Origin of the sequence: Streptomyces sp. NBC_00513 (assembly GCF_041431415.1) — a bacterium.
Lineage (GTDB): Bacteria > Actinomycetota > Actinomycetes > Streptomycetales > Streptomycetaceae > Streptomyces.
The window spans coordinates 6800461-6820812 of record NZ_CP107845.1 but is presented as its reverse complement, the minus strand read 5'-3'; the positions used below and the strand labels follow the sequence as shown (position 1 = coordinate 6820812).

19 protein-coding genes are annotated in these 20352 nt (G+C 73.5%); 6 read left to right on the top strand and 13 right to left on the bottom strand.

Annotation, left to right across the window (positions count from 1 at the left end):
* Window positions 1-121: 121 nt before the first annotated feature.
* Window positions 122-1540: an alpha/beta hydrolase-fold protein gene (locus OHA84_RS30870; RefSeq protein ID WP_323181843.1), complete on the top strand. Its 1419-nt coding sequence runs from the start codon at window positions 122-124 to the stop codon at window positions 1538-1540.
* 9 nt (window positions 1541-1549) lie between these two features.
* Here OHA84_RS30870 and OHA84_RS30865 read toward each other — a convergent pair whose 3' ends face one another.
* On the bottom strand, window positions 1550-2995 hold the full coding sequence (locus tag OHA84_RS30865) for a carboxylesterase/lipase family protein (RefSeq protein WP_266968691.1): 1446 nt from the start codon (window positions 2993-2995) through the stop codon (window positions 1550-1552).
* Window positions 2996-3344: 349 nt separating this feature from the next.
* Here OHA84_RS30865 and OHA84_RS30860 point away from each other — a divergent pair, with 349 nt between their 5' ends.
* A complete protein-coding gene (locus tag OHA84_RS30860; protein WP_266952516.1) occupies window positions 3345-3626 on the top strand; it encodes a chaplin in 282 nt (93 codons plus the stop codon).
* 74 nt (window positions 3627-3700) lie between these two features.
* On the opposite strand, the gene OHA84_RS30855 is transcribed toward OHA84_RS30860, so the two are convergent.
* From OHA84_RS30855 to OHA84_RS30830, 6 genes are read right to left on the bottom strand one after another with little or no spacing between them, the layout of a single operon-like run.
* On the bottom strand, window positions 3701-4564 hold the full coding sequence (locus OHA84_RS30855) for a tyrosinase family protein (protein WP_266952514.1): 864 nt from the start codon (window positions 4562-4564) through the stop codon (window positions 3701-3703).
* A gap of 16 nt (window positions 4565-4580) precedes the next feature.
* Window positions 4581-4943: a tyrosinase family oxidase copper chaperone gene (locus OHA84_RS30850; RefSeq protein WP_266952512.1), complete on the bottom strand. Its 363-nt coding sequence runs from the start codon at window positions 4941-4943 to the stop codon at window positions 4581-4583.
* Between the two features lie 38 nt (window positions 4944-4981).
* Window positions 4982-5107: a hypothetical protein gene (locus OHA84_RS30845; RefSeq protein ID WP_266952510.1), complete on the bottom strand. Its 126-nt coding sequence runs from the start codon at window positions 5105-5107 to the stop codon at window positions 4982-4984.
* Window positions 5108-5128: 21 nt separating this feature from the next.
* Window positions 5129-6289: an acyl-CoA dehydrogenase family protein gene (locus OHA84_RS30840; RefSeq protein WP_266968694.1), complete on the bottom strand. Its 1161-nt coding sequence runs from the start codon at window positions 6287-6289 to the stop codon at window positions 5129-5131.
* Window positions 6286-7473 (bottom strand): acyl-CoA dehydrogenase family protein, encoded by a 1188-nt coding sequence (locus tag OHA84_RS30835; protein ID WP_266968695.1) that lies wholly within the window; start codon window positions 7471-7473, stop codon window positions 6286-6288. Before OHA84_RS30835 ends, OHA84_RS30840 begins: the two co-directional genes overlap by 4 nt.
* Window positions 7470-8447 carry an NADPH:quinone oxidoreductase family protein gene (locus OHA84_RS30830; protein WP_266968696.1) on the bottom strand — a complete coding sequence of 326 codons (978 nt, stop codon included), beginning with the start codon at window positions 8445-8447 and terminating at the stop codon, window positions 7470-7472. The genes OHA84_RS30835 and OHA84_RS30830 overlap by 4 nt, the downstream gene beginning before the upstream one ends.
* A gap of 264 nt (window positions 8448-8711) precedes the next feature.
* On the opposite strand from OHA84_RS30830, the gene OHA84_RS30825 reads away from it, so the two are divergent.
* Complete coding sequence (locus OHA84_RS30825; protein WP_266968698.1) at window positions 8712-9848, top strand: hypothetical protein; 1137 nt, start codon at window positions 8712-8714, stop codon at window positions 9846-9848.
* Between the two features lie 50 nt (window positions 9849-9898).
* Window positions 9899-10795 carry an SDR family oxidoreductase gene (locus OHA84_RS30820; protein WP_266968700.1) on the top strand — a complete coding sequence of 299 codons (897 nt, stop codon included), beginning with the start codon at window positions 9899-9901 and terminating at the stop codon, window positions 10793-10795.
* A 109-nt stretch (window positions 10796-10904) separates the two neighbouring features.
* Here the strand turns inward: OHA84_RS30820 and OHA84_RS30815 are convergent, their stop codons facing one another.
* From OHA84_RS30815 to OHA84_RS30795, 5 genes are all read right to left on the bottom strand, one after another.
* Window positions 10905-11738, bottom strand: a complete 834-nt coding sequence (locus tag OHA84_RS30815; protein ID WP_266968702.1) for an enoyl-CoA hydratase/isomerase family protein — start codon at window positions 11736-11738, stop codon at window positions 10905-10907.
* A gap of 47 nt (window positions 11739-11785) precedes the next feature.
* Entirely contained in the window at window positions 11786-12550 is a 765-nt protein-coding gene (locus tag OHA84_RS30810) for a PIG-L deacetylase family protein (protein ID WP_266968703.1), read from the bottom strand.
* Between the two features lie 68 nt (window positions 12551-12618).
* A complete protein-coding gene (locus OHA84_RS30805; protein WP_266968705.1) occupies window positions 12619-13929 on the bottom strand; it encodes an alpha/beta fold hydrolase in 1311 nt (436 codons plus the stop codon).
* A gap of 369 nt (window positions 13930-14298) precedes the next feature.
* The gene (locus OHA84_RS30800) at window positions 14299-15384 is read right to left on the bottom strand and encodes an S-(hydroxymethyl)mycothiol dehydrogenase (protein WP_266952492.1); all 1086 of its coding nucleotides are present in this window, start codon (window positions 15382-15384) and stop codon (window positions 14299-14301) included.
* Between the two features lie 73 nt (window positions 15385-15457).
* On the bottom strand, window positions 15458-16399 hold the full coding sequence (locus OHA84_RS30795; protein ID WP_266968708.1) for a LysR family transcriptional regulator: 942 nt from the start codon (window positions 16397-16399) through the stop codon (window positions 15458-15460).
* A gap of 71 nt (window positions 16400-16470) precedes the next feature.
* Here OHA84_RS30795 and OHA84_RS30790 point away from each other — a divergent pair, with 71 nt between their 5' ends.
* Both OHA84_RS30790 and OHA84_RS30785 read left to right on the top strand, forming a co-directional pair.
* Window positions 16471-17454 (top strand): dihydrodipicolinate synthase family protein, encoded by a 984-nt coding sequence (locus OHA84_RS30790; protein WP_266952488.1) that lies wholly within the window; start codon window positions 16471-16473, stop codon window positions 17452-17454.
* 456 nt (window positions 17455-17910) lie between these two features.
* Entirely contained in the window at window positions 17911-18570 is a 660-nt protein-coding gene (locus tag OHA84_RS30785) for a LysM peptidoglycan-binding domain-containing protein (protein WP_266952486.1), read from the top strand.
* A gap of 79 nt (window positions 18571-18649) precedes the next feature.
* On the opposite strand, the gene OHA84_RS30780 is transcribed toward OHA84_RS30785, so the two are convergent.
* Window positions 18650-20347 carry a serine/threonine-protein kinase gene (locus OHA84_RS30780; RefSeq protein ID WP_266968710.1) on the bottom strand — a complete coding sequence of 566 codons (1698 nt, stop codon included), beginning with the start codon at window positions 20345-20347 and terminating at the stop codon, window positions 18650-18652.
* Window positions 20348-20352 lie beyond the last annotated feature (5 nt).

Here is a 20352-nt window from a genome sequence, read left to right as displayed (position 1 = left end):
GTCTCTACGGAGTGTCAAGAGAAGTTAAAATGCGGAACCTCGGAGCCATTTCGTTCATCATTCGAACGGAAGCAGTCAAACTTGCCCCGACGGGGCAGCAGCAGCCGGAGAGCCACCGCACATGTCGTACGCACCCGACGGGCCGCAGTACCAGCCGCCGTATCGGCCGGAAGGGCAGCCGCCGCAGCAGCCCCGGCCGTCCCGCGGCCAGCAGCAGGGCGGCGGTCCCGGCCGGCAGCCGCAGTACGGGCAGCCGTACGGGCAGCCGCAGTACGACGCGCAGGGCCGGCCTCAGGGCGGGCAGGGCGGCGCCTACGGCGGCCAGGGTGGCCCGTACGGCTCGCAGGGTGGTCCCTACGGTGACCAGGGCGGCGCCCCGCACAACGGTCAGTACGGCGCCCAGCAGCCTCCCTACGGCGGACCCGATCCGCAGTACGGGCAGCAGTACGGGCAGCAGTACGACGAACCCCCGTACGACGAGCCGCCCCGGCGCAAGTCCAAGGTCAAGCGTTGGCTGATAGCGGGGACCACCGTCCTCGCGCTCGCGGGCGTCGCGGCGCTCGTGATGAGCCACTTCGACATACCGCCCTTCAGCGACAAGGGCAAGGACGTCTCCTTCGGAGGCACTCCCGACGGCAAGAACGAGGAAGCCGCCAAGCCGCCAGCGACCTCGAAGATGTCCATGCCCACGGGCCCGAAGGCGCAGTTCAAGAACTCCATGACGCTGGCCGACGGCACGCACGTGGCCGTCACCACGCTGGACGGCAAGAAGTCCGGTTTCAAGGGCAAGGTGTGGGTCTGGGCTCCGAAGGAGTACAACGACCCCAAGTTCGCCAAGAGCGGCTTCCCCGTCATGATCGCCCTGCCCGGCGGCGCCGGCTACCCGACCAACTACTGGATGGGCACCGACCTCGGCCTCCAGAACAGCGTCAGCAAGTGGTACAGCGAGGGGAAGAGCAAGCCCTTCATCCTCGCCATGCCCGTGCTGAACCCGGGCCCCGACGACAAGGGCATCTACTGGGACGGGTCGGACATCCCCGCCCAGCCCAAGATGGGCACCTGGCTCACCGATGACGTCCCGGACCTGATGCGGCAGAACTTCCGCACCGTCAAGTCGAGGGACGGCTGGGCCTACATGGGTTCCTCCACCGGCGGCTTCGCCAGCCTCAAGGCCGTGCTCAAGTACCCGGAGAAGTTCAAGGCCGCGATCTGCTCCGGCCCGGACATCGTTCCCGACTCCTCGCTGTGGAGGGGCCACGAGAAGGAGAAGGCGGAGAACAACCCGGAGCTGCTCGCCAAGCAGCTCATCGACAAGAAGGGCCCGGACGTCTACCTGGCGTTCCAGGTCGGCGACAACGAGAACAACAAGAAGACCCTGCCGGACGTGAAGAAGTTCATCGCCACCTACGGCAAGGGGCCCATCCACACCAGCCTGAGGGTCATCCCCAACGGTCAGCACAACGCCAAGACGTACGTCCCGAACATGGGCGAGGGACCGATCCAGTTCATCAGCAAGGTGATGGAGGGACCGGTCGAGTAACGACGGGACCTACGGAGCGACGCCCACGGCCCGCTCCGACGCCCGCTCCTCGTGCTCCGGCCCGCCGAACACCTTCGGCGGGCCGTCGCCGTCCCACGGCTCCCAGCCCGGATCGCCCGTGACGGCGAAGCGGACCCAGGCCGCGTGCATCTCGTCCGCGAGGGCCTGGGGCGCGTCGGGCCCGGCCAGCCAGGAGGACTCCGGCTTGTGGAGGGTGTCGAACACGAAGCCCAGCTCCAGGGCGTGGCAGGCACCGAGCCCGGGGACGCCGCTGGGCCACCGGAACTCGTAGAGGTGGCTCGGGGCCTTCCGACGGGATCCGGCGAGGCGCCGCAGCGGGTCCCGCAGGAGCCGGTCCGTGAGCAGGTGCCCGGCGAGGTCGGCGGGGCCGGCGTCGGGGCGTTCCGCGCGCAGGGCCCGTACCGCGTCCCGACCCTTGCCGGCGCGGACGCGCGCCAGCTCCACGGCGAGCGGACCCATCCGGTCCAGGGCCCGCATGGCCCCGGTGGGCGCCAGCCAGAGCCGGTGCTCCTCGGCGGTCCAGCCCAGCAGCAGCGGCACGTCGGGGGCGACGGCGGCGAGGGGGTCCTCGGGGAGCGTGTCCGGGTCGGCGACCAGCCCGAAGGCGGGACCGCCGGTGACCGGGCTCGACCTGCGCGACACCGCCTCCTGGGCGGCGAGCAGATCGGGCAGGGCGACGTCGGCGAAGGCCCGCGCGGTGGCGGGCACCTTGAGCAGCGAGGCCATCCTGCGGACCATCGGGCGGACCCGGTCCCGGGGCATCACCTCGGGTGCGCCGCTCTGCAGGACGGCCCGGGCGAACAGCCCCGCCGCGCGGGGCGCGGCGAGCAGGGCTCCGACGCTGATCGCCCCGGCGGACTCGCCGAACACCGTGACCCGGTCGGGGTCCCCGCCGAAGGCCGAGATGTTGTCCCGGACCCAGGTCAGGGCGGCGATCTGGTCGAGCAGGCCGCGGTTGGCGGGGGCGTCGGGGAAGAGCCCGTACCCGAGGACACCGAGCCGGTAGTTGACCGAGACCAGCACGACGCCGTCCCGGGCGAAGGCAGCGCCGTCGTAGACGGGTACCGCGGTGGATCCCCGGGTGAGGGCGCCGCCGTGGATCCACACCATGACCGGCAGCCGGGCCCCGGCCGCCGGCTCGGGGGTCCACACGTTGAGGTTCAGGCAGTCGTCGCCGGGGATGTCCGGGTCGGGCAGCAGGGCCGCGAAGCGTCCCGGGTAGGGGACCTTCGGCGCGGTGGGTCCGAACGCGCCCGCGTCACGGACGCCGGCCCGGCCGGCCGGGGGCGCGGGCGCCGCGAAGCGCAGGGCTCCCACCGGCGGCGCGGCGTACGGGATGCCCCGGAAGACGGCGCTCCCGTCGCTCTCCACGCGGCCTTCGAGCACACCGCCGCCGATCGTGACCCGGGGTCGGGCACCGCCCGCTGAGCTCATCGTGTCCTCCTGGGGTGACGTGCGCCGGCCACCGGACTCCGTCCTCCGGGGCACGGTCGCACAGCCTCGCGACGAGAGACAAGGCGTGACCCGGCCGGCACGGCCCGGCTCCTCCGGCCGGCCGAACGACTGCGCGCGCGGGGAGTGCGCGGGCGGACGCGCGGGCGTGCGGACCGGTGCGGGATCGGGTCGGTTCGCCCCGTCCGTGAGGGACCACACGGGTGCGTCCGTGCGATGTTCGGCCACCGGGTGGGTGCCACGCCCGTGACCCCGCGGCCCTCTCCGCGTTGTACGCCATGTCAAAGGCCACGGATTGCGTGGCACCCCCATTTCCCACGAGGAGATCTTGATGTCGCGTATCGCGAAGGCATTCGCCATCACCGCTGTCGCTGGTAGCAGCATCGCTGCCGGTGCGGGTCTGGCAGTCGCCGATGCCGGAGCGCACGGTGCGGCTGTCGGCTCCCCCGGTGTCCTGTCGGGCAACCTGGTCCAGGTCCCGGTGCACGTCCCCGTCAACGTCTGCGGCAACACGATCAACGTGATCGGTCTGCTGAACCCGGCGTTCGGCAACACCTGCATCAACCAGTCGGGTGGCGGCGCCCAGCACCACACCGCGGGCTACGGCGGCTGATCGCCTGCCCTGACGGCCGAGTGACGAAGGGCCCCCGCCGTGTGGCGGGGGCCCTTCCCCGTGGGGCCGGGCGGTCATTCGTAGCGGTACAGGCCCTGGTGGCCGAGCATCTCGCGCGGGGTGACGTCCCACGGGGGCATCGGCTCGTCGAGGGCGATCACCCGGCCGCGTTGGAGGTCGCCCAGGGCGAGCGGGGCGGCGGGCAGGTAGCCGGAGTTCGGGTGCCGCTGCTGCCAGCGGTCCCAGATGAGGTCCACGAAGGCGTGGTGGAGCCAGAACGCCGGGTCGTTGGGGGCCGTGCCGCCGGTCATGTGGCCGCCGATCCACTGGTGGACCTTGTTGTGGTTGCGCCAGCGTTCGCTCTTCGGGGCGGCCCAGCCCTCCAGCTTGTTGCGGAAGCCGCCCGCGCTCGCCGTGGAGTCCCAGGGCGAGGTGTCGTAGGTGGGGTCGTCGATCGCCCAGCGGAGTTCGGCGGGGGTGGGCAGGGCGATCGGGTTCTGCGGGCGCCCGAGGTTGCGGGTGAGGTAGGCGGCCTCGGTGATGCCGACGGTGACCGTCCAGTTCCCCTTGGCGTGGGCGAAGGGGCCGGTCGTCACCCGCCGGTCGCCCTCACGCCCGGTACCGCCGAGGAAGTCGTCGGCCCAGAGGGAGGACACGGGGCTGGTGTCGGTGGTCCAGTCCCAGTACGGAACGGACACGCCCGGGTCGACGGCCCTCAACTGCCGCTCGAATTCGAGGAGGTAGCGGCGGTGCCAGGGGAAGAACGACGGGGACATGTGGCCGACGCGGAGCTTTCGATCGCGGTCGGGCACGAAGTACTTCTCGTGGGTCCGCACGAACTGGTCGTAGGTGCCGTTGCGCTTGAGTTCCAGCACGGCCGCCGTGAACCGCTTCTTCTGGGCGCTGGTCAGGTTCTTCTGGTTCTGCCGGGTGTACAACGCGGGGCTCCTGCCGTCAGCCGTGGTGGGGGGCGGCCATCGCCAGCTGGTTGGTGCCGAGTTCGTCGACGGCCGCGCGGGCCAGTTCCATGGGGGTCCCGTACGACTGGAAGTGGTTGACGCCGCTCAGGTAGCTGCCGTCCGCGCGGCGCATGACGTGGAGCGGGCGCCCGTCGATGCGGACGCCGGCGAGGTCCACGGCGATGTGCCGGCCCCGGTAGGTCTCCTCGGCGAGCGGGGCCGGGGTCACCGTCTGACGGGGACGCCGGGCACGCAGGACGGGGGCCAGGGCCGCGGCGGTGCCGGCGAGCACGGCCGCGGTGAAGGCCGAACGCAGGAGCGCGCGCCGGGTGAGTGGTGCGGGCGGTACGGCGTACATACGGTCTCCCTCGCTCGGTGGTCCCGCGGCTACGGGGACTAACGCGGCCCGAGGGGCGAGGTCACCCCGGATCCCCCGGCGACGACCGCGACGAGCGGAACGGCGAGCTCGTCGCGGTACACGGCCGGGTCGGCGGGGGTGGGCGGGGAGACGGCTCCGATCATGCCGGGAGGACGGGGATCACGTCACGGGGTCGGGCCGGCGACCGCCGTCCCGGGGCGGGTGCCGGGAGCCGGGAGTTCCGCGAACTCCGCGACCAGGCCGCGGTGGTGGCCCGCCGTACCCAGGGCCAGGGAGTCCGCCTTGGCCCGCTTGAGGTAGAGGTGCGCGGGATGCTCCCAGGTCATGCCGATGCCGCCGTGCAGTTGCACGCACTCCTCGGCCGCCCGGACGGCGACGCCCGAGCAGTACGCCTGGGCGACGGCCACGGTGAGCGGTGCGTCCGGGGCGCCCGTGGCGAGGGCGTCGGCGGCGGCGCGGGCCGCGGCGCGGGCGGAGGCCACGTCGAGCCAGAGGCGGGCGAGGCGGTGTTTGAGGGCCTGGAAGGATCCGATGGGACGGTTGAACTGGTGTCGGCCGCGGACATGGGCGACGGTCTCCGTCAGGCACCATTCCGCGAGGCCGAGTTGCTCGGAGGCCAGCAGTCCGGCGCCGGTGAGCAGGGCGCCCGCGACGGCGGCGCGTGCGGTGGCGGCGTCGGCCAGGCGGGTGCCGGCGGCCCCGTCGAGGGTGACGCGGGCCAGTGGGCGGGTCAGGTCGAGCGGGACCAGCGGGGTCAGCGTGACCTCGGAGGCGGGGACGGCGTACAGCCCGGTGTCGGCGAGGACGAGCAGCACGTCGGCGGCGGCCGCGTCGGCGACGGAGGTGACGGAGCCGGTCAGGGTGCCCGCTCCGACGTCACGCACGCCGGTGGGCAGGGGCGCCCCGGGGGCCAGGGTCAGCGGCACGGCGGGGACGCAGAGCCGCCCACCGGAGGCCACCTGCCGCAGCAGGTCGGACACCTCGGCCGAGGAGGGGTCGCAGCCGAGCAGGATCTCCGCGGCGAGGACCCCGGCGGTCAGATAGGGGACGGGGGCGACGGCCCGGCCGAGTTCCTCCAGGACCACGGCCGCCTCGCGGTGGCTCGCGCCCTGACCGCCGAGCTTCTCCGGTACCAGCAGTCCGGCCGCGCCGATCCCGGCGGCGAGGGTCTGCCAGGTCCGCGGGTCGTGGGGCTGGTCCGTCTCGACGCGCGCGAGGATGCTCGCGGGGGCGCAGCGGTCGGCGAGCAGGGAGCGTACGGCGGACCTCAGCTCTTCCTCGGTCTCGGAGTAGAGCAGGTCGAAGGGGGCGCGCGGGCTGGTCATCGGGCCAGGTCCTTCCAGGCGAGTTCCTTGTCGTCGCGCGGTTCGGCGGGCAGGCCGAGGACGCGTTCGGCGACGATGTTGAGGAGGATTTCGCTGGTGCCGCCCTCGATGCTGTTGCCCTTGGCGCGCAGGTAGCGGTATCCGGCGTCGCGGCCGGTGAAGTCGACGATCTCGGGCCGGCGCATGGTCCAGTCCTCGTACAACAGGCCTTCCTCGCCGAGGAGTTCCACTTCCAGGGCGCTGATCTCCTGGTTGAGGCGGGCGAAGGTGAGCTTCATGCCGCTGCCCTCGGGGCCGGGTTGGCCGGCGACGAGTTGTTGGCGCAGTCGCTCGCCGGTGAGGCGGGCGACCTCGGCCTCGACCCACAGTTCCAGGAGCCTTTGGTGGAGGTCGTGGGTGCGCAGGTCGGGGCGTTCGCGCCAGGTGGCGGCGACCGGGGCGATCATGCCGCCCTCGCGCGGGATCCGCATGCCGCCGATGGAGACGCGTTCGTTCATGAGGGTGGTGCGGGCGACGGCCCACCCCTGGCCGACGGCCCCGAGGCGGTGGCCGTCGGGGATGCGGACGCCGGTCAGGAACACCTCGTTGAACTCGGCCTCGCCGGTGATCTGGCGCAGGGGCCGGACCTCGACGCCGGGGGCGTGCATGTCGCAGAGGAAGTAGGTGATGCCCTGGTGCTTGGGCAGGTCGGGGTCGGTGCGGGCGATCAGGATGGCCCAACGGGCGGTGTGGGCGCTGGAGGTCCACACCTTCTGGCCGTCGACCACCCATTCGCCGGCGGCCTCGTCGAGGACCGCCCGGGTCCCGAGCGCGGCGAGGTCGGAGCCGGCGCCGGGTTCGCTGAAGAGCTGGCACCAGACCTCCTCACCCACCCACAGGGGGCGCAGGAAGCGGCGTTTCTGCTCCTCGGTGCCGTACGCGAGGATCGTGGGGGCGGCCATGCCGAGGCCGATGCCGATCCGGCGCGGGTCGTTGTCGGGGGCTCCGGCGGCTTCGAGTTCGCTGTCGACGAGCACTTGGAGGGAGCGGGGAGCTCCGAGGCCGCCGAGGCCTTCGGGGTAGTGGACCCAGGCCAGCCCGGCGTCGAAGCGGGCGCGCAGGAAGTCGCCCCGGGGGGTGTCGGCGGGCGGATGCGCGGCGAGCAGCTCGGCCACGCGTACGCGCAGTTCGTCGGCGGTGGTCATCGGGAGGTGCCTCCGTCCAGGGCGGGCAGCACGACGATGCGGCCGGTGGTGGCGCCGTCGGCGAGGCGCTGCACGGCGTCGGCGGCGTCGGCGAGTGGGACGCGTTCGCTGACGAGCGGGGCGATGGCGCCCTCGGCGGCCAGTCGGGTGAGTTCGGTGTGGCAGGCGAGGATGGAGGCGGGTTCCTTGATGGCGTAGAGCCCCCAGTGCAGGCCGAGGACCGCGTAGTTCTTCACCAGGGCGTGGTTGAGGGCGGGGGTGGGGATCGTTCCGCTCGCGAAGCCGACGACGACGATCCGTCCCTCGAAGGCCACGCACTTGGTGGAGGCGGTGTAGGCGTCGCCGCCGACCGGGTCGTAGACGACGTCGGCGCCGCGTCCGCCGGTGAATTCCTTGACGCGGGAGACGAGGTCCTCGGCCGTGCGGTCGATCACGAGGTCGCAGCCCAGTTCCTCGGCGGTGCGGACCTTCGCCTTGCCGCCGACCACGCCGATGACGGTGGCCCCGGCGGCCTTGCCGAGCTGTACGGCGGCGCTGCCGACGCCACCGGCGGCGGCGTGGACGAGCAGGGTCTCCCCCGCCTGGAGGCGGGCCCTGCGGTGCAGGCCGAACCAGCCGGTCTGGTAGCCGATGTGCAGGGCGGCGGCCTCGGCGTCGTCGAGGGTGTCCGGGGCGGGCAGCAGGGCGCGGGCGGGCGCGGTGACGTACTCGGCGAAGCCGCCGTGGGGCAGGCTCGGGTTGGCGATGACGCGGCGCCCGTCCTCGGTCTCGCCGCAGATCTCCACGCCCGGGGTGAAGGGCAGCGGCGGCGTGATCTGGTACTGCCCGCGGACGAGCAGGGCGTCGGGGAAGTTGACGTTGGCGGCGAGCACCCTGAGGCGCACCTCGCCCTCGCCCGGAATCGGTTCGGGAACCTCTTCGAGGCGCATGGCCTCGCGGGGCTCGCCGGGTGTATGTACTCGCCATGCCTGCATCCGGGGCCTCCAGCCGCCGTCGAGGAACCACGCTCCGCGGGCATACTAAGCGGTCGCTTGTGGATCTGGGAACCACTTCCGCCGGTCTCTCCCCGGGGACCCGGGTCCCGCTCGGCCCACACCCGGAGATCCGTACCCGCGAGGGCAGCCGACGGACCGGCCCTCGGAGATAGCATCAACAAGCAGGTGTCACAGGGGACATGACACCTGTCGCCGCCGTGTGCGCGGCGGCGCCACACCGTCATCACCAGGGGGACTCCACCGATGAACAACGTGCGCATCAGACGGGGTACGGCGGCGGCAGCGGCGGCCATGGTCGTGGCCGGCCTCGTGACGGCCGCCGGACCGGCCGCCGCGGCCGCCCCGTGCACGCCGAAGATCCAGGTCCTGGGCGCGCTGACGCCCGACACCCACTACCCGGATTCCGTTCAGACGCAGGGGGTGCTGGACTTCGGGGCGGGGAACCTCAGCGTCGGCGTGTCCGGCGGCAAGCCCGTGTACTGGACGGGCACCACCCTCCACAAGGTGCCGCTCGCCGACCCGAACGCCGGCGGACGGGTGCTCGCCGTCAACCGGCACGGCCTGATGGTGGGCGTGCTCCACGACGCCGCGGGAACCTCGCTGTTCTCGTACCGGAAGGGGGCCGCGGCGATCACCACGCTGCCCGGCGGCCACGGGTACGACATGGAGGCCGACGTCAACGACGCCGGGTACATCGTCTCGCGGGGCACGCCGGGCGGCGTCGTGTGGAAGGACGGCGTGAAGGTGCGGGACCTTCCCGTGCCGGCGGACGCGGGCCCGGGCACGCGCATCGAGATGGTCACCGGCATCAACGGCCGCGGGGACGTCCTCGGCATGTCCGAGCAGGACTACGAGGTGCCCGAGACCGGAGAGCACCTCCGGGGCAGCCACCCCGTGCTGTGGCCGGGGGACGGAAGCCCGGCGCGCACGCTGGCGCCCAGCGGCGGCGGCACGCCGGAGTCGAGCCACGTCCAGGACATCGACGAGAGCGGTCGGATCGTCGGCTACGACTGGCGGGGACCCTGGCACGAGTACAAGCCGTTCGTCTGGACGCCCCCGCACACCGGCCCCGGCTCCTCCCCCGGCGTCCTGAGCACGCACCCGTACGGCACCTTCGAGGCGATCAGCGCGACGACGAACGTGAGCGTCGGCACGGCCAGGTTCCACCCGGAGTCGATGACCCTCCAGGACCAGGCGCAGTGGTGGCCCGGCTCCGGCCCGGTCCTCGCGCTGCCCCGGCTCGCCAAGGACGCGCCGAGCACGGCCGACGCGGTCACCGACGACGACCGGGTCGGCGGAGCGGCCGTGAACGCGAAGGGCAGGCTCAAGCCGGTCATCTGGACCTGCGCGAGCAAGCAGGCGTACGCACCCGCGCGGTAGGCCTGCCCCGGGCATGGTGATCTGGGCGTCCACACGCTATCGATGGGCGCATGGAGAACCCTCTGCGCGGTCTGCCCGCGCCGCCGCCGCTCGGCGCCGCCGCCCTGCCCCCCGGGACCTACGCGGGGCGGGTGGTCCTGGTGACCGGCGGCGGCACCGGGCTGGGCAAGGCCATCGCCGCCGAGTTCGCCCGGCTCGGCGCCGACGTGGTGATCGCCGGTCGGCGCGCCGTGCAACTCGACGCTGCTTGCGGTGAGTTGGCGGCCGTTGCCGGTGCGGGCCGGGTGGCGGCCGCCGTCTGCGACATCCGGGACCCGGAGCGGGTCTCGGATGTCTTCGACGCGGCCGAGGCCGCGTTCGGTCCGCCGGACGTCCTGGTCAACAACGCCGCCGCCAACTTCCCCTGTCCGGCGGAGGACCTGTCGCCGAACGCGTGGCGGGCGGTGGTCGACATCACCCTGACCGGCACCTGGTTCATGACCCGCGAGTTCGCCCGCCGCCACCTGGCGGCGGGCACCCCCGGCTCGATCGTGAACATCGGCGCCTCGTACGCGTGGACCGGCGGCCCGGGCTTCGCCCACAGCGCCGCCGCCAAGGCCGGTGTGAAGAACCTCGTGGAGACGCTGGCCGTCGAGTGGGGTCCGTACGGCATCCAGATCAACGGCCTGGTCCCCGGGCTGTTCCCGCACGCGGACATGACCGAGGACATCCGGGGCGGGCTGGACGCCGCCGCTCCGGATGACAGGGACGGCCGGCAGCCCGCGCTGCGGGTCGGCGCGCCGCGCGAGCTGGGCTGGGCGGCGACCTTCCTGGCCTCGCCTTACGCCCGCTTCGTCACCGGTCACACCCTGGTGGTCGACGGTGCGAACTGGCAGCGGCGCTCGCTGGTGAACCCCGAAGTGGTCTCGGTCCGGACCCAGTTGGGGCGCGGGCCGTTCAGGCCGTGAACTTTCGGTCCGGACCCGGTTGGGGCGCGGGCCGTTCAGGCCGTGAACCGATCGGCACCGACGGCCTCGGCCGGTCGGGTCGCCGGCGCCCGCCGGCCGCGCGCACCCGTCATCCTCCCGCGAAGTGCGGCGGGCGTCGGGCGGCCTGGGCGGCGTACCCCTCCCGGGCGTCCTCCGAGGTGAGGGTGAGTGCGGCGGTCATCGCGACACCGTCGAGGGCGGCCGGGAGGGCGGCGTCCGCATAGGCGTCGATCCCGCGCTTGATGCCCTGGACGGCGAGTGGCGCGTTGGCGGCGATCTCGGCCGCCAACGCACGGGCGGACGTCTCCAACTCGTCCGGAGGGAGGACTTGTTGGACCAGGTTGAGGCGTTCCGCCGTACGGGCGTCGATGCGCCGTCCGGTCAGAGCCAGGTACTTCGCCCAGCCGGCGCCGGCCTCGCGGGCGATGCGCAGGTCCCCGCCGGCGTCCACCGCCACGCCCAGCCGGGCTTCCGGCAGGGCGAAGACGGCGTCCTCGGCCGCCAACCGCACGTCCGCCATCAGCGCGAGTTCGAAGCCGAAGCCGAGGCAGTAGCCCTGGACGGCGGCCACCACGGGTTGCGGGAGCCGGGCGAGGACCGCGAAGCGCTCGTGCACCCAGCGGATGCCCTCGTGGTAGTTCCGGGTCCGCTCGGCGGGAGTGCGTCCGGTGATCGCACCGCCGGGGGCCGTGACGTCGATCCCGGCACAGAAGGCGCGCCCGTCGGCCCTCAGCAGGACCACCCGCACCGTCGGATCGAAGCGGATCCGGTCGGCCAGCAGGCCCAGTTGGCGGGTGGACTCCCAACTCCAGCCGTTGAGTTGGTCCGGCCGGCAGAGGGTGAGGAACGCGACCCCGCCCTCGACTTCGAGGCGGATGCGCTCCTCCCCCTCCGCGATCTCCGTGGTGATGGTGTCGATCACCCGATGCCCCCTCGTCACTGACGGACCGTCAGTTTAGGGGGGTCCGATCAGCGCGGGAAGAGCTCGAACGGAATCGCCGGGCGGCCCCCGAAGCGTGCCGAGGCCTGCTGGGCGTTGCCGGTGAGGAAGGTCCGCACGTACTCCTCGGGGTCCTGGTCGGTGAGCACCTCGATGTAGGCCTTGTGCTCCAGCAGGGACGCGATGGACCGCTCCAGACCGGCGGTGGCGTCGACGGCGTGCGTCGGAGTGGCGGAACCGGCCACCGCGACCCAGCGCACCCCGTTCCAGGGCTCCAGGCCCTGTACGGAGATCAGCTCGGGGAAGATCCAACGGTTGCCCGCGTCGCCGGCCGCGTCCAGTACGGCGCGTCCGACGGCCTTGTGGTCGGGGGTGTTCCAGAAGCCGCCGCCGTCCGCGCCGCCCCAGGTGTCCCGGTGGTTGAGGGTGACGATCAGCTCGGGGCGGTGCCTGCGGATGGCCGCGGCGATGTCCCGGCGCAGGTCGAGGCCGTACTCGACGACCCCGTCGCGGTGGTCGAGGAACTCCACCGTCGACACGCCGACGACGGCCGCGCTCGCGCGCTGCTCCGCCTCCCGCAGCGGTGCGCACTCGGCGGGGGCGAGGGTGTCGATGCCCGCCTCGCCGCGCGTGGCCAGCACGTAGGCGACCTCCCGGTCGCCGTCGGTCCATTCCGCGATGGCGGCGGCGCAGCCGTACTCCAGGTCGTCGGGGTGGGCGACCACCGCGAGGGCGCGCCGCCAATCGGTGGGCATCGGCTGCAACGGGGCGGGCTGTGACTGTTGTTCGGTCATGTTCCGCACCCTAGGCCCTGTCGTCGCAGTGGCGCCGGTACGGCCCGCGGTTGTCCGGGGGCGGGTGCTCAGAGCTCGTCGCGTACGAGGGCCAGCAGCCGGTCCAGGACCCGGGGCCCGCCGGCGCGCAGGCCGTCGTGCTCGAACTCGTCCGTCACCCAGGTCCGCAGGCCCCGGATCGCCCGCGCGGTGCGCAGTGAGTGCGCGGTGTCCACGTACATGTCGTCGTGGTAGACGAGGGCGGCGACCGGCACCTCGTTCGCGGCGAGCCGCACCGGGTCGTACAGGGGCTCCCAGCCGGTCCGGGCGGCCAGCAGTTCGGCGGTCTCGCGCAGCGGGGCGAGGGCCGGGTCGACGGTGAAGTGCCAGGGGTGGATGGTCTCGCCGGAGAACAGCAGGGGCTCGTCGCCGGCGAGGGTCGTGGCGGCGTCGAAGAGGGGGTGCGCCGCGCGCGCCCGTTCGGCGGCCCAGCCGGTCGGCGCCGCCGGGTCCTGCGCGTAGATCGCCTCGTGGATCAGGGCGTAGAGGGGGTGCCCGGCGAAGGACAGGTGGCCGTGGACGGCTTCCAGGAAGGCGTCGGAGAGGGCCGGTCCGTCGAGGGTGGGGACGAAGGCGTCCTCCAGCAGGTGGTGCAGTTGGTGGCTGCCGTCGCCGGTGCCGAGGAGCAGGCCCAGGGACTGGAACGCCTCGGGGGTGAGCCGGTAGCCGCCGGGGAGTTCGACCGGTCGTTCGACGAGCGCCGCGGCGATGCGCCGGGCCCGCTCGACGTCCATCGGGTAGCGCGCGTAGTGGGACCGGTTCTTGCGTTCGACGCGGGTGTACGCGGCCTCATACACCTCGTCGGCGGTGGCGTCGAGGGACGGCAGCCCGCCGGTGATCAGGGCGGCGGTCAGGCCCTGCGGGGCGGTGGAGAGGTAGCGGGTGACGCAGAACCCGCCGAAGCTCTGGCCGAGCACGGTCCAGGGCGCGCCTGCGGTCAGGCCGGGGCGGATGGCCTCGCAGTCGCGCACGATGGAGTCGGCGCGGAAGTGCGCCAGGTGGGCGGCCTGTTCGGCCGGGGTGCCGCGCAGCGGCAGGGTCTGGCGGTTGAGCGGGCCGGAGCGGCCGGTCCCGCGCTGGTCGAGGAGCAGCACCCGGTATTCGGTGAGGGCCCGCTCCAGCCAGGCCTGGCGCCCGATGAACCGGCGGGCGCCGAAGCCGGGGCCGCCTTCCAGGTACAGCAGCCAGGGCAGGGTCTCGGGGTCCTTGCCGGTGGCCACGACCTCGCGCGCGTACAGCTCCACCTGCTCGCCGTGCGGACGCGTGTGGTCGAGCGGCACGGTGAAGTGGTGGTCGGTGACGACGACACCGGGCTGACGGTGGCTGCGGTCGTGGGTCACGAACGGTCCCTGGTGTGTGCGGTCGCCCCGGCCGGGTCGCGGCCGGGGACGGGAGGATCGGTCTCCCGAGTCTACGCAGCGCGCACCGGGCCCCTGGGCCCGGTGGGCCCGGTGGGCGCGGTAGGCGCGAAGCGGCGGCCGGGCGGTACGGGCACGGTGGGCACGAAGCGGGCCCGGAGACGGGCACGGCCGGCGGGACGCGGGGCCCGGACGGGCGCGCCCGCGCCTCGGACGGGCCGCAGGGTCGCCCCGGACCGGCCGCGGAGCGGTGCGGCGGACGGGACCGCCTCCCGCGCCCGTCCCGCCGCGAACCCGCGCCCGATCACCGGGTGTGGTCCGGGGGATCGGGGCGCGGGAGGCGGAGCGGGATCAGAACTCGACCACCGACCGCAGCACCTCGCCGCGCTCCATGCGACCGAAGGCCTCCTCGACCCCGTCGAGCGCGATGGTCTCCGAGACGAAGGCGTCCAGGTCCAACCGGCCCTGGAGGTAGAGGTCGACGAGCAGCGGGAAGTCGCGTTCGGGCAGACAGTCCCCGTACCAGGAGGACTTGAGGGCGCCGCCGCGTCCGAACACGTCGATGAGCGGGAGTTCCAGCTTCATGTCCGGGGTCGGCACGCCGACCAGGACGACCGTCCCGGCGAGGTCGCGGGCGTAGAAGGCCTGCCGGTACGTCTCGGGCCGGCCGACGGCCTCGATGACCACGTCCGCGCCGTTGCCGTCGGTCAGCGCCCGGATGGCCTCGACCACGTCGTCCTTGCCGCCGTTGACGGTGTGGGTGGCGCCCAGGCCCCGCGCCCACTCCAGCTTCCGGTCGTCCAGGTCCACGGCGATGATCTTCGAGGCGCCGGCCAACCGGGCGCCCGCGACGGCCGCGTTGCCCACTCCCCCGCAGCCGATGACCGCGACGGAGTCCCCCCGTCCGACGTTGCCCGTGTTCAGGGCCGCGCCGAGGCCGGCCATCACGCCGCAGCCCAGCAGGCCGGCGGCGGCGGGCGAGGCGGCCGGGTCCACCTTCGTGCACTGACCGGCGGCGACCAGCGTCTTCTCGGCGAACGCGCCGATGCCCAGGGCCGGGGAGAGCGGCGTGCCGTCCTCCAGGGTCATGGGCTGGGTGGCGTTGTGCGTGGCGAAGCAGTACCAGGGACGGCCGCGCTTGCAGGCCCGACATGTCCCGCACACCGCGCGCCAGTTGAGGACGACGAAGTCACCGGGCGCGACGGACGTCACGTCCGGTCCGACCGATTCGACGACGCCCGCCGCCTCGTGGCCGAGGAGGAAGGGGAACTCGTCGTTGATGCCGCCCTCGCGGTAGTGCAGGTCGGTGTGGCAGACCCCGCAGGCCTGGACCTTGACCAGGGCCTCGCCGGGCCCCGGGTCGGGCACGAGGATCGTCGTCGTCTCCACCGGTGCGCCCTTGCTCCGGGCGATGACCCCTCGTACGCGATGTGTCACGTCGTACCCCGCTCTGATCGGATCCGTCTGGATCATCGAACGTACACGGGCGGCACGCGGTGCGGGAGCCGTGTCACCCTTCGGCGCGCGGACTGGCCAGTTCCGGTGGACTGGCCAGTTCAGGTGGCACGGCGGCCCGCAGCGCCGCGCCGAACGCGGCCACCGCGGGGTGCCCGGCCGCGCCGTCCCGGAAGGCGATCTTGGTTCGGCGCTGCATGAGGAGCCGGGTCAGGGAGACCCCCGGTTCGGCGCCGCGGATCCCGAGCTGGGGCACGACGGCCACGCCCTGTCCCGCAGCGACCAGGGCGAGGACGGTGGCGAACTCGTCCACCTGGTGCCGCACCCGGGGGGTGAACCCGGCCGCCTGGCAGGCCCGCACCGTCATGGCGTGGCAGAGGGTGCCCGGCGTGGCGGTGATCCAGGGGGCGTCGGCTCTCGTCCGCAGGACCGCGCCCTGGTCGGGTCCGGCGTCCACCTCGGCGCCCTCGGGGACGGCCAGGTACATCACCTCGCCGAACAGGGGCTCGGTGGTGACGCCGGGCTCCTCGGGCGTGGGGACGAAGTCGTACTCGTGGACCAGCGCCACGTCCAGGTCGCCGGCGCGCAGCGCGTGCGCGACCGCCGCCGGGTCGGTCTCGGAGACCATCGGCTCCAGGCGCGGGTGGCGGCGGGCGAGGGTGACCAGGGCGGCCGGGACGATGGCGCGGGTCGCGGTGGGGAAGGACCCGACGCGCAGGACGCCGGCGAGGCCGCCGCGCGCCTCGGCGAGGTCGGCTTCGGCCCGCTCCAGCCGCTCCAGGACGGCCTCGGCGTGGCGGACGAGGTCCTCGCCGGCGGGGGTGAGACGGACCCGACGGCCGGTGCGCTCCAGCAGGGGCAGGCCCGCCTCGCGTTCCAGGACACCGAGCTGTTGGGAGACCGCCGAAGGGCTGAAGGCGAGCGCTTCGGCCACGGCGGCGATGGTGCCGCGGCGGGCCAGTTCGCGCAGCAGGCGCAGGCGTCGTACATCGAGCATCGGCTCAGCTTACGCTTCGAGTAAGAAATGCGAACTGGATTCGATGACCGGGGCGGGGCAGGCTGGTCGCCATGACACAGGACGCCCCGCAGGACACGGCAACGCCGCCGCACGCGGCTCCGAACCGGGACCGGGACACGCGGCCCTTCCCGGGCGGGATCCACGTCCCGCTCGTCACCCCCTTCACCGCTGCCGGGGAGGTCGCGGTCGACGCCCTGGAGGCCCTCGCCCACGAGGTGCTCGACGCGGGCGCCCGCGGGATCGTCGCCCTCGGCACCACCGGGGAGAGCGCCGGCCTCGACGCGGCGGAACGGGATCTGGTCACCGACGTCTGCGCCCGGGTCTGTCGGGAGCGCGGGGCGCCGCTCACCGTCGGCGCGGGGGCGAGCGGGACCCGGGCGAGCGAGGCCGCGCTGACCCGGCTCGCGCACCGGCAGCCGGTACGGGCGGCTCTGGTGACGGTCCCGTCGTTCGTGAGGCCCTCGGCGGCGGGGGTGCTGGCGCACTTCGAGCGCCTGGCCGAGGTGAGCCCCGTACCGCTGGTCGTCTATCACGTCCCCTACCGGACCGGGCAGCCTCTGGACGCCGCCGCGCTCCGCGCGCTCGGAAAGCTGCCGGGGGTGGTCGGGGTCAAGTACGCGGCCGGCGGCATCGACCAGGACGTCGTGGCACTGCTCGGTGACCGGCCGGACGGTTTCGCGGTGCTGGCGGGCGACGACGCCTACGTGTCACCCCTGTTGGCGGTCGGCGCGCAGGGCGCGATCCTCGCCTCGGCCCACCTGGCGACGGAGCGTTTCGTGGAGCTGGCGGCGGCCTGGGAGGCGGGCGAGGTGTCGCGCGCGCGGGCGCTGGGCCACGCGCTGGCCCGACTGTCGGCGGCGGTCTTCGCGGAGCCGAACCCGGCGGTGGTCAAGGGGGCGCTGCACGCCCTCGGCCGGATCCCGACCCCCGACGTACGGCTGCCCCTGCTGCCCGCGTCCGAGAAGTCGGTGGCCGTCGCCCTGAAGGCGTTGGCGGAACTCGCGACCGACCCGGTGGGGGCCGGCGGGGCGTGACCCGGGACACGGGACCCCGGGAGACGGCGGGGCATGACCCGGGAAAGGCTGCGCCGGGGGACGGCGCCGGTCGGGTCGGAATTCACGCCGGAAAGGCACCTTGATGGGCGATTCGCCGCCAACGGGCAGGTCGCCCGAATTCGGTAGGCAGAGGTGCGACTTGCCCTGCTTTCCGCACGAGGCCGCCCACCCGTGATGTGAGTCACGCGGGGCCCTTCAACATCAATTCCACGAAAGAGCCGGATTCCCTTTCCCCGGAAAGGAAATCGACATTCCCCGCTTCCCATTCCCAAGGTCATTAACCGGACCGAATGCGGGATGTCGATCACCCGACGCAATTCCAGGCTTGTTCGGCCCCCACAGGCTGTCTTACGGTCACCTCGTTCCCGGTGGCCCGGCGTTCATTCCCCTCACCGCCAGGGACGCTCCCCGCACCCCCACGTGAGGAATTCCGCCATGCCCGCAAAGGGAAAGCACCGCCGCCCGAAGCAGCACTCGATCGTCCGCAAGCTGGCCATCGCCGGGACGGGCGGTGTCGCCCTGGCCCTCCCGCTGATCGGCGCGGGCACCGCCGGAGCGGCCGAGAGCATCGCTCCCACCACGTACTCAGTGGTCGCGGGCGACACGCTGTCCACGATCGCGGCCAAGCACGCGCTGACCGGCGGCTGGGCGCAGCTCTACGAGGCGAACCGCGGGGTCGTCGGCGCCGACCCGGCGGTCATCCGGCCCGGGCTCAAGCTGTCCCTCGGCGCGGCGGCGAAGACCGCGGCGGCGGCGAGACCGGCGACCGCGTACACGAACAACCTGGACGGCTGGATACGCGAGTCGCTGGACGTGATGGCCCAACACGGCATTCCCGGAACCTACGAGGGAATTCACCGCAATGTGATGCGGGAGTCCTCGGGCAATCCGCTGGCGATCAACAACTGGGACTCCAACGCCGCCGCCGGCATTCCCTCCAAGGGTCTGCTCCAGGTCATCGACCCGACCTTCCGCGCCTACCACGTGCCGGGCACGTCCGAGGACTCCTACGACCCGGTCGCGAACATCACCGCCGCCTGCAACTACGCGGCCGCCCGCTACGGTTCGATCGACAACGTCAACGGGGCGTACTGAGCACGTCCCCGCAGGTCCGGCCCGCCGGACCGTGGCCGCGCCCCGTTGCGGGATCCGCGCGAGCGCGGCCGGCGGGGCGTCAGCCGCCGACCACCTTCTTGATCGTGCCGTCGACGCCCGCCAGGACGTAGCCGCCTTGGCCGTAGGGGTCGCTGATGTAGGGGCGGACGGCCGGGGTGCCGTCCGACCACACGTCGAGGATGAGGTAGCGCTGGCTGGGCACGGCGACCGCCAGGCGTTCCCTGGACTCGTTCAGGAGGGTCGGCAGCACGTCCCACTTGACCGCGGACATGTCCATCAGCCGCCCGCCGGCGGGGATCGTCCCGCCCGGGGCGAGGCGCCGGGCGGTGCCGTCGCGGTACTGCCAGTTGTCGTACGTCTTCGCCCCGGGCGCGGTGGGCACGCCGGCCAGCATGTACTCCGGGTAGACCGCCAGTCTCACGAACGTCGTGGTTCCGGTGCCTTGTTTCAGGGCCGCCAGGCCGGCGCGGGCGCCGTCGGGGGTGAGCAGGTCGGCGCGGGAGGCGGCGGGCGGAGCGGAGTTGGTCCGCCCGGCGGGGGTGGAGGCGGACGGCTTGCCGGTGGCGGGCTTCGCACCCGCCGGGCCGGCGGCGGACGAGGGATCGGCGGAACGGGTGGCCGTCGGGCCTCCCTTCGCGTCGTCACGGGTGCCGTCGTCGCCGTCGCCCAGCAGGTTCACGGCCAGGGTCGCGCCACCCGCGAGGAGCAGCGCGACCAGTGCGGCGAGCAGTGCGGGCCGGCGGCGCGGGGTCCGGGCGGCGGACACGGGGGCGGTCACCGCGTACGGGTTGCCGCCCGGCGGGCCGAAGGGCGCGCCAGGTGCGTTCACGGCCGTCGGGGGCGGCCCGTAGGGCCCGAATCCGGGCGAGGGCGGCGGTGCGGGGGCCGGTGGGGGCGGCGTCCCCTGGAGAGCACTGCTCGCGTCGCGGAGCAGTTGTCCCAGCTGCTCGGAGTCGGGCCTCGCGGCCGGGTCCCGCACCAACAGCCGTTCCAGTACGGGCCCCAGCGGTCCGGACCGCGTCGGCGCCGGGATCGGGTCCTCCAGCGTGGCGACCATGGTGGCCATGGTCGTGGCGCGGCGCAGCGGGTGGACCCCTTCGGAGGCCACGTACAGCATCATGCCGAGCGACCACAGGTCGGAGGCGGCCAGGCCCTCCGCGCCGCGCACCCGTTCGGGCGCGATGTACTCGGGCGAGCCGATCAGCGCGCCCGTCGAGGTGAGCGCGGTCGATCCGTGCAGCGCGGCGATGCCGAAGTCGGTGAGCACGGCCGAGCCCTCCGGCCGCAGCAGGACGTTGGCCGGTTTCACGTCACGGTGGAGCACCCCTTCGGCGTGCGCGGCCCGCAGCGCCGACAACACGTCGAGCCCGATGCGCAGGACGTCCGCGACGGGCATCGGGCCGGACTCCAGCCGGTCGTGCAGCGAGCCGCCCTTGACCAGCTCCATCACGATCCACGGATGCCCCTCGCCGTCCGGCGCGGGCTCCACGATGTGGTGGATCGTCACCACGTTCGGGTGCGTGAGCCGGGCGAGCGCTCGGGCCTCGCGCACCGCCCGTTCGCGCAGTTGGACGACGAGGCCGGGCTGCGCGGCGGCGGTCGCCGGGTCCGGCGGGCGCACCTCTTTCAGGGCGACGTCGCGGTGCAACGCGATGTCGCGGGCGCGCCACACCGTGCCCATGCCTCCGGCGCCCAGGGGGTCGATCAGTTCGAAGCGGCCGTCGACCAGCTGTCCGCCGGCCTCACTCGTGTCCATGGGCG

Excerpts from the sequence above, each read along its gene's own strand:
- OHA84_RS30825 (WP_266968698.1), top strand. The coding sequence starts at position 8,712 with ATGAACAACGTGCGCATCAGACGGGGTACGGCGGCGGCAGCGGCGGCC.
- OHA84_RS30860 (WP_266952516.1), top strand. The coding sequence starts at position 3,345 with ATGTCGCGTATCGCGAAGGCATTCGCCATCACCGCTGTCGCTGGTAGC.
- OHA84_RS30820 (WP_266968700.1), top strand. The coding sequence starts at position 9,899 with ATGGAGAACCCTCTGCGCGGTCTGCCCGCGCCGCCGCCGCTCGGCGCC.
- OHA84_RS30785 (WP_266952486.1), top strand. The coding sequence starts at position 17,911 with ATGCCCGCAAAGGGAAAGCACCGCCGCCCGAAGCAGCACTCGATCGTC.
- OHA84_RS30840 (WP_266968694.1), bottom strand. The coding sequence starts at position 6,289 with ATGACCAGCCCGCGCGCCCCCTTCGACCTGCTCTACTCCGAGACCGAG.
- OHA84_RS30780 (WP_266968710.1), bottom strand. The coding sequence starts at position 20,347 with ATGGACACGAGTGAGGCCGGCGGACAGCTGGTCGACGGCCGCTTCGAA.
- OHA84_RS30835 (WP_266968695.1), bottom strand. The coding sequence starts at position 7,473 with ATGACCACCGCCGACGAACTGCGCGTACGCGTGGCCGAGCTGCTCGCC.
- OHA84_RS30845 (WP_266952510.1), bottom strand. The coding sequence starts at position 5,107 with ATGATCGGAGCCGTCTCCCCGCCCACCCCCGCCGACCCGGCCGTGTAC.
- OHA84_RS30850 (WP_266952512.1), bottom strand. The coding sequence starts at position 4,943 with ATGTACGCCGTACCGCCCGCACCACTCACCCGGCGCGCGCTCCTGCGT.
- OHA84_RS30795 (WP_266968708.1), bottom strand. The coding sequence starts at position 16,399 with ATGCTCGATGTACGACGCCTGCGCCTGCTGCGCGAACTGGCCCGCCGC.
- OHA84_RS30870 (WP_323181843.1), top strand. The coding sequence starts at position 122 with ATGTCGTACGCACCCGACGGGCCGCAGTACCAGCCGCCGTATCGGCCG.
- OHA84_RS30865 (WP_266968691.1), bottom strand. The coding sequence starts at position 2,995 with ATGAGCTCAGCGGGCGGTGCCCGACCCCGGGTCACGATCGGCGGCGGT.
- OHA84_RS30790 (WP_266952488.1), top strand. The coding sequence starts at position 16,471 with ATGACACAGGACGCCCCGCAGGACACGGCAACGCCGCCGCACGCGGCT.
- OHA84_RS30830 (WP_266968696.1), bottom strand. The coding sequence starts at position 8,447 with ATGCAGGCATGGCGAGTACATACACCCGGCGAGCCCCGCGAGGCCATG.
- OHA84_RS30810 (WP_266968703.1), bottom strand. The coding sequence starts at position 12,550 with ATGACCGAACAACAGTCACAGCCCGCCCCGTTGCAGCCGATGCCCACC.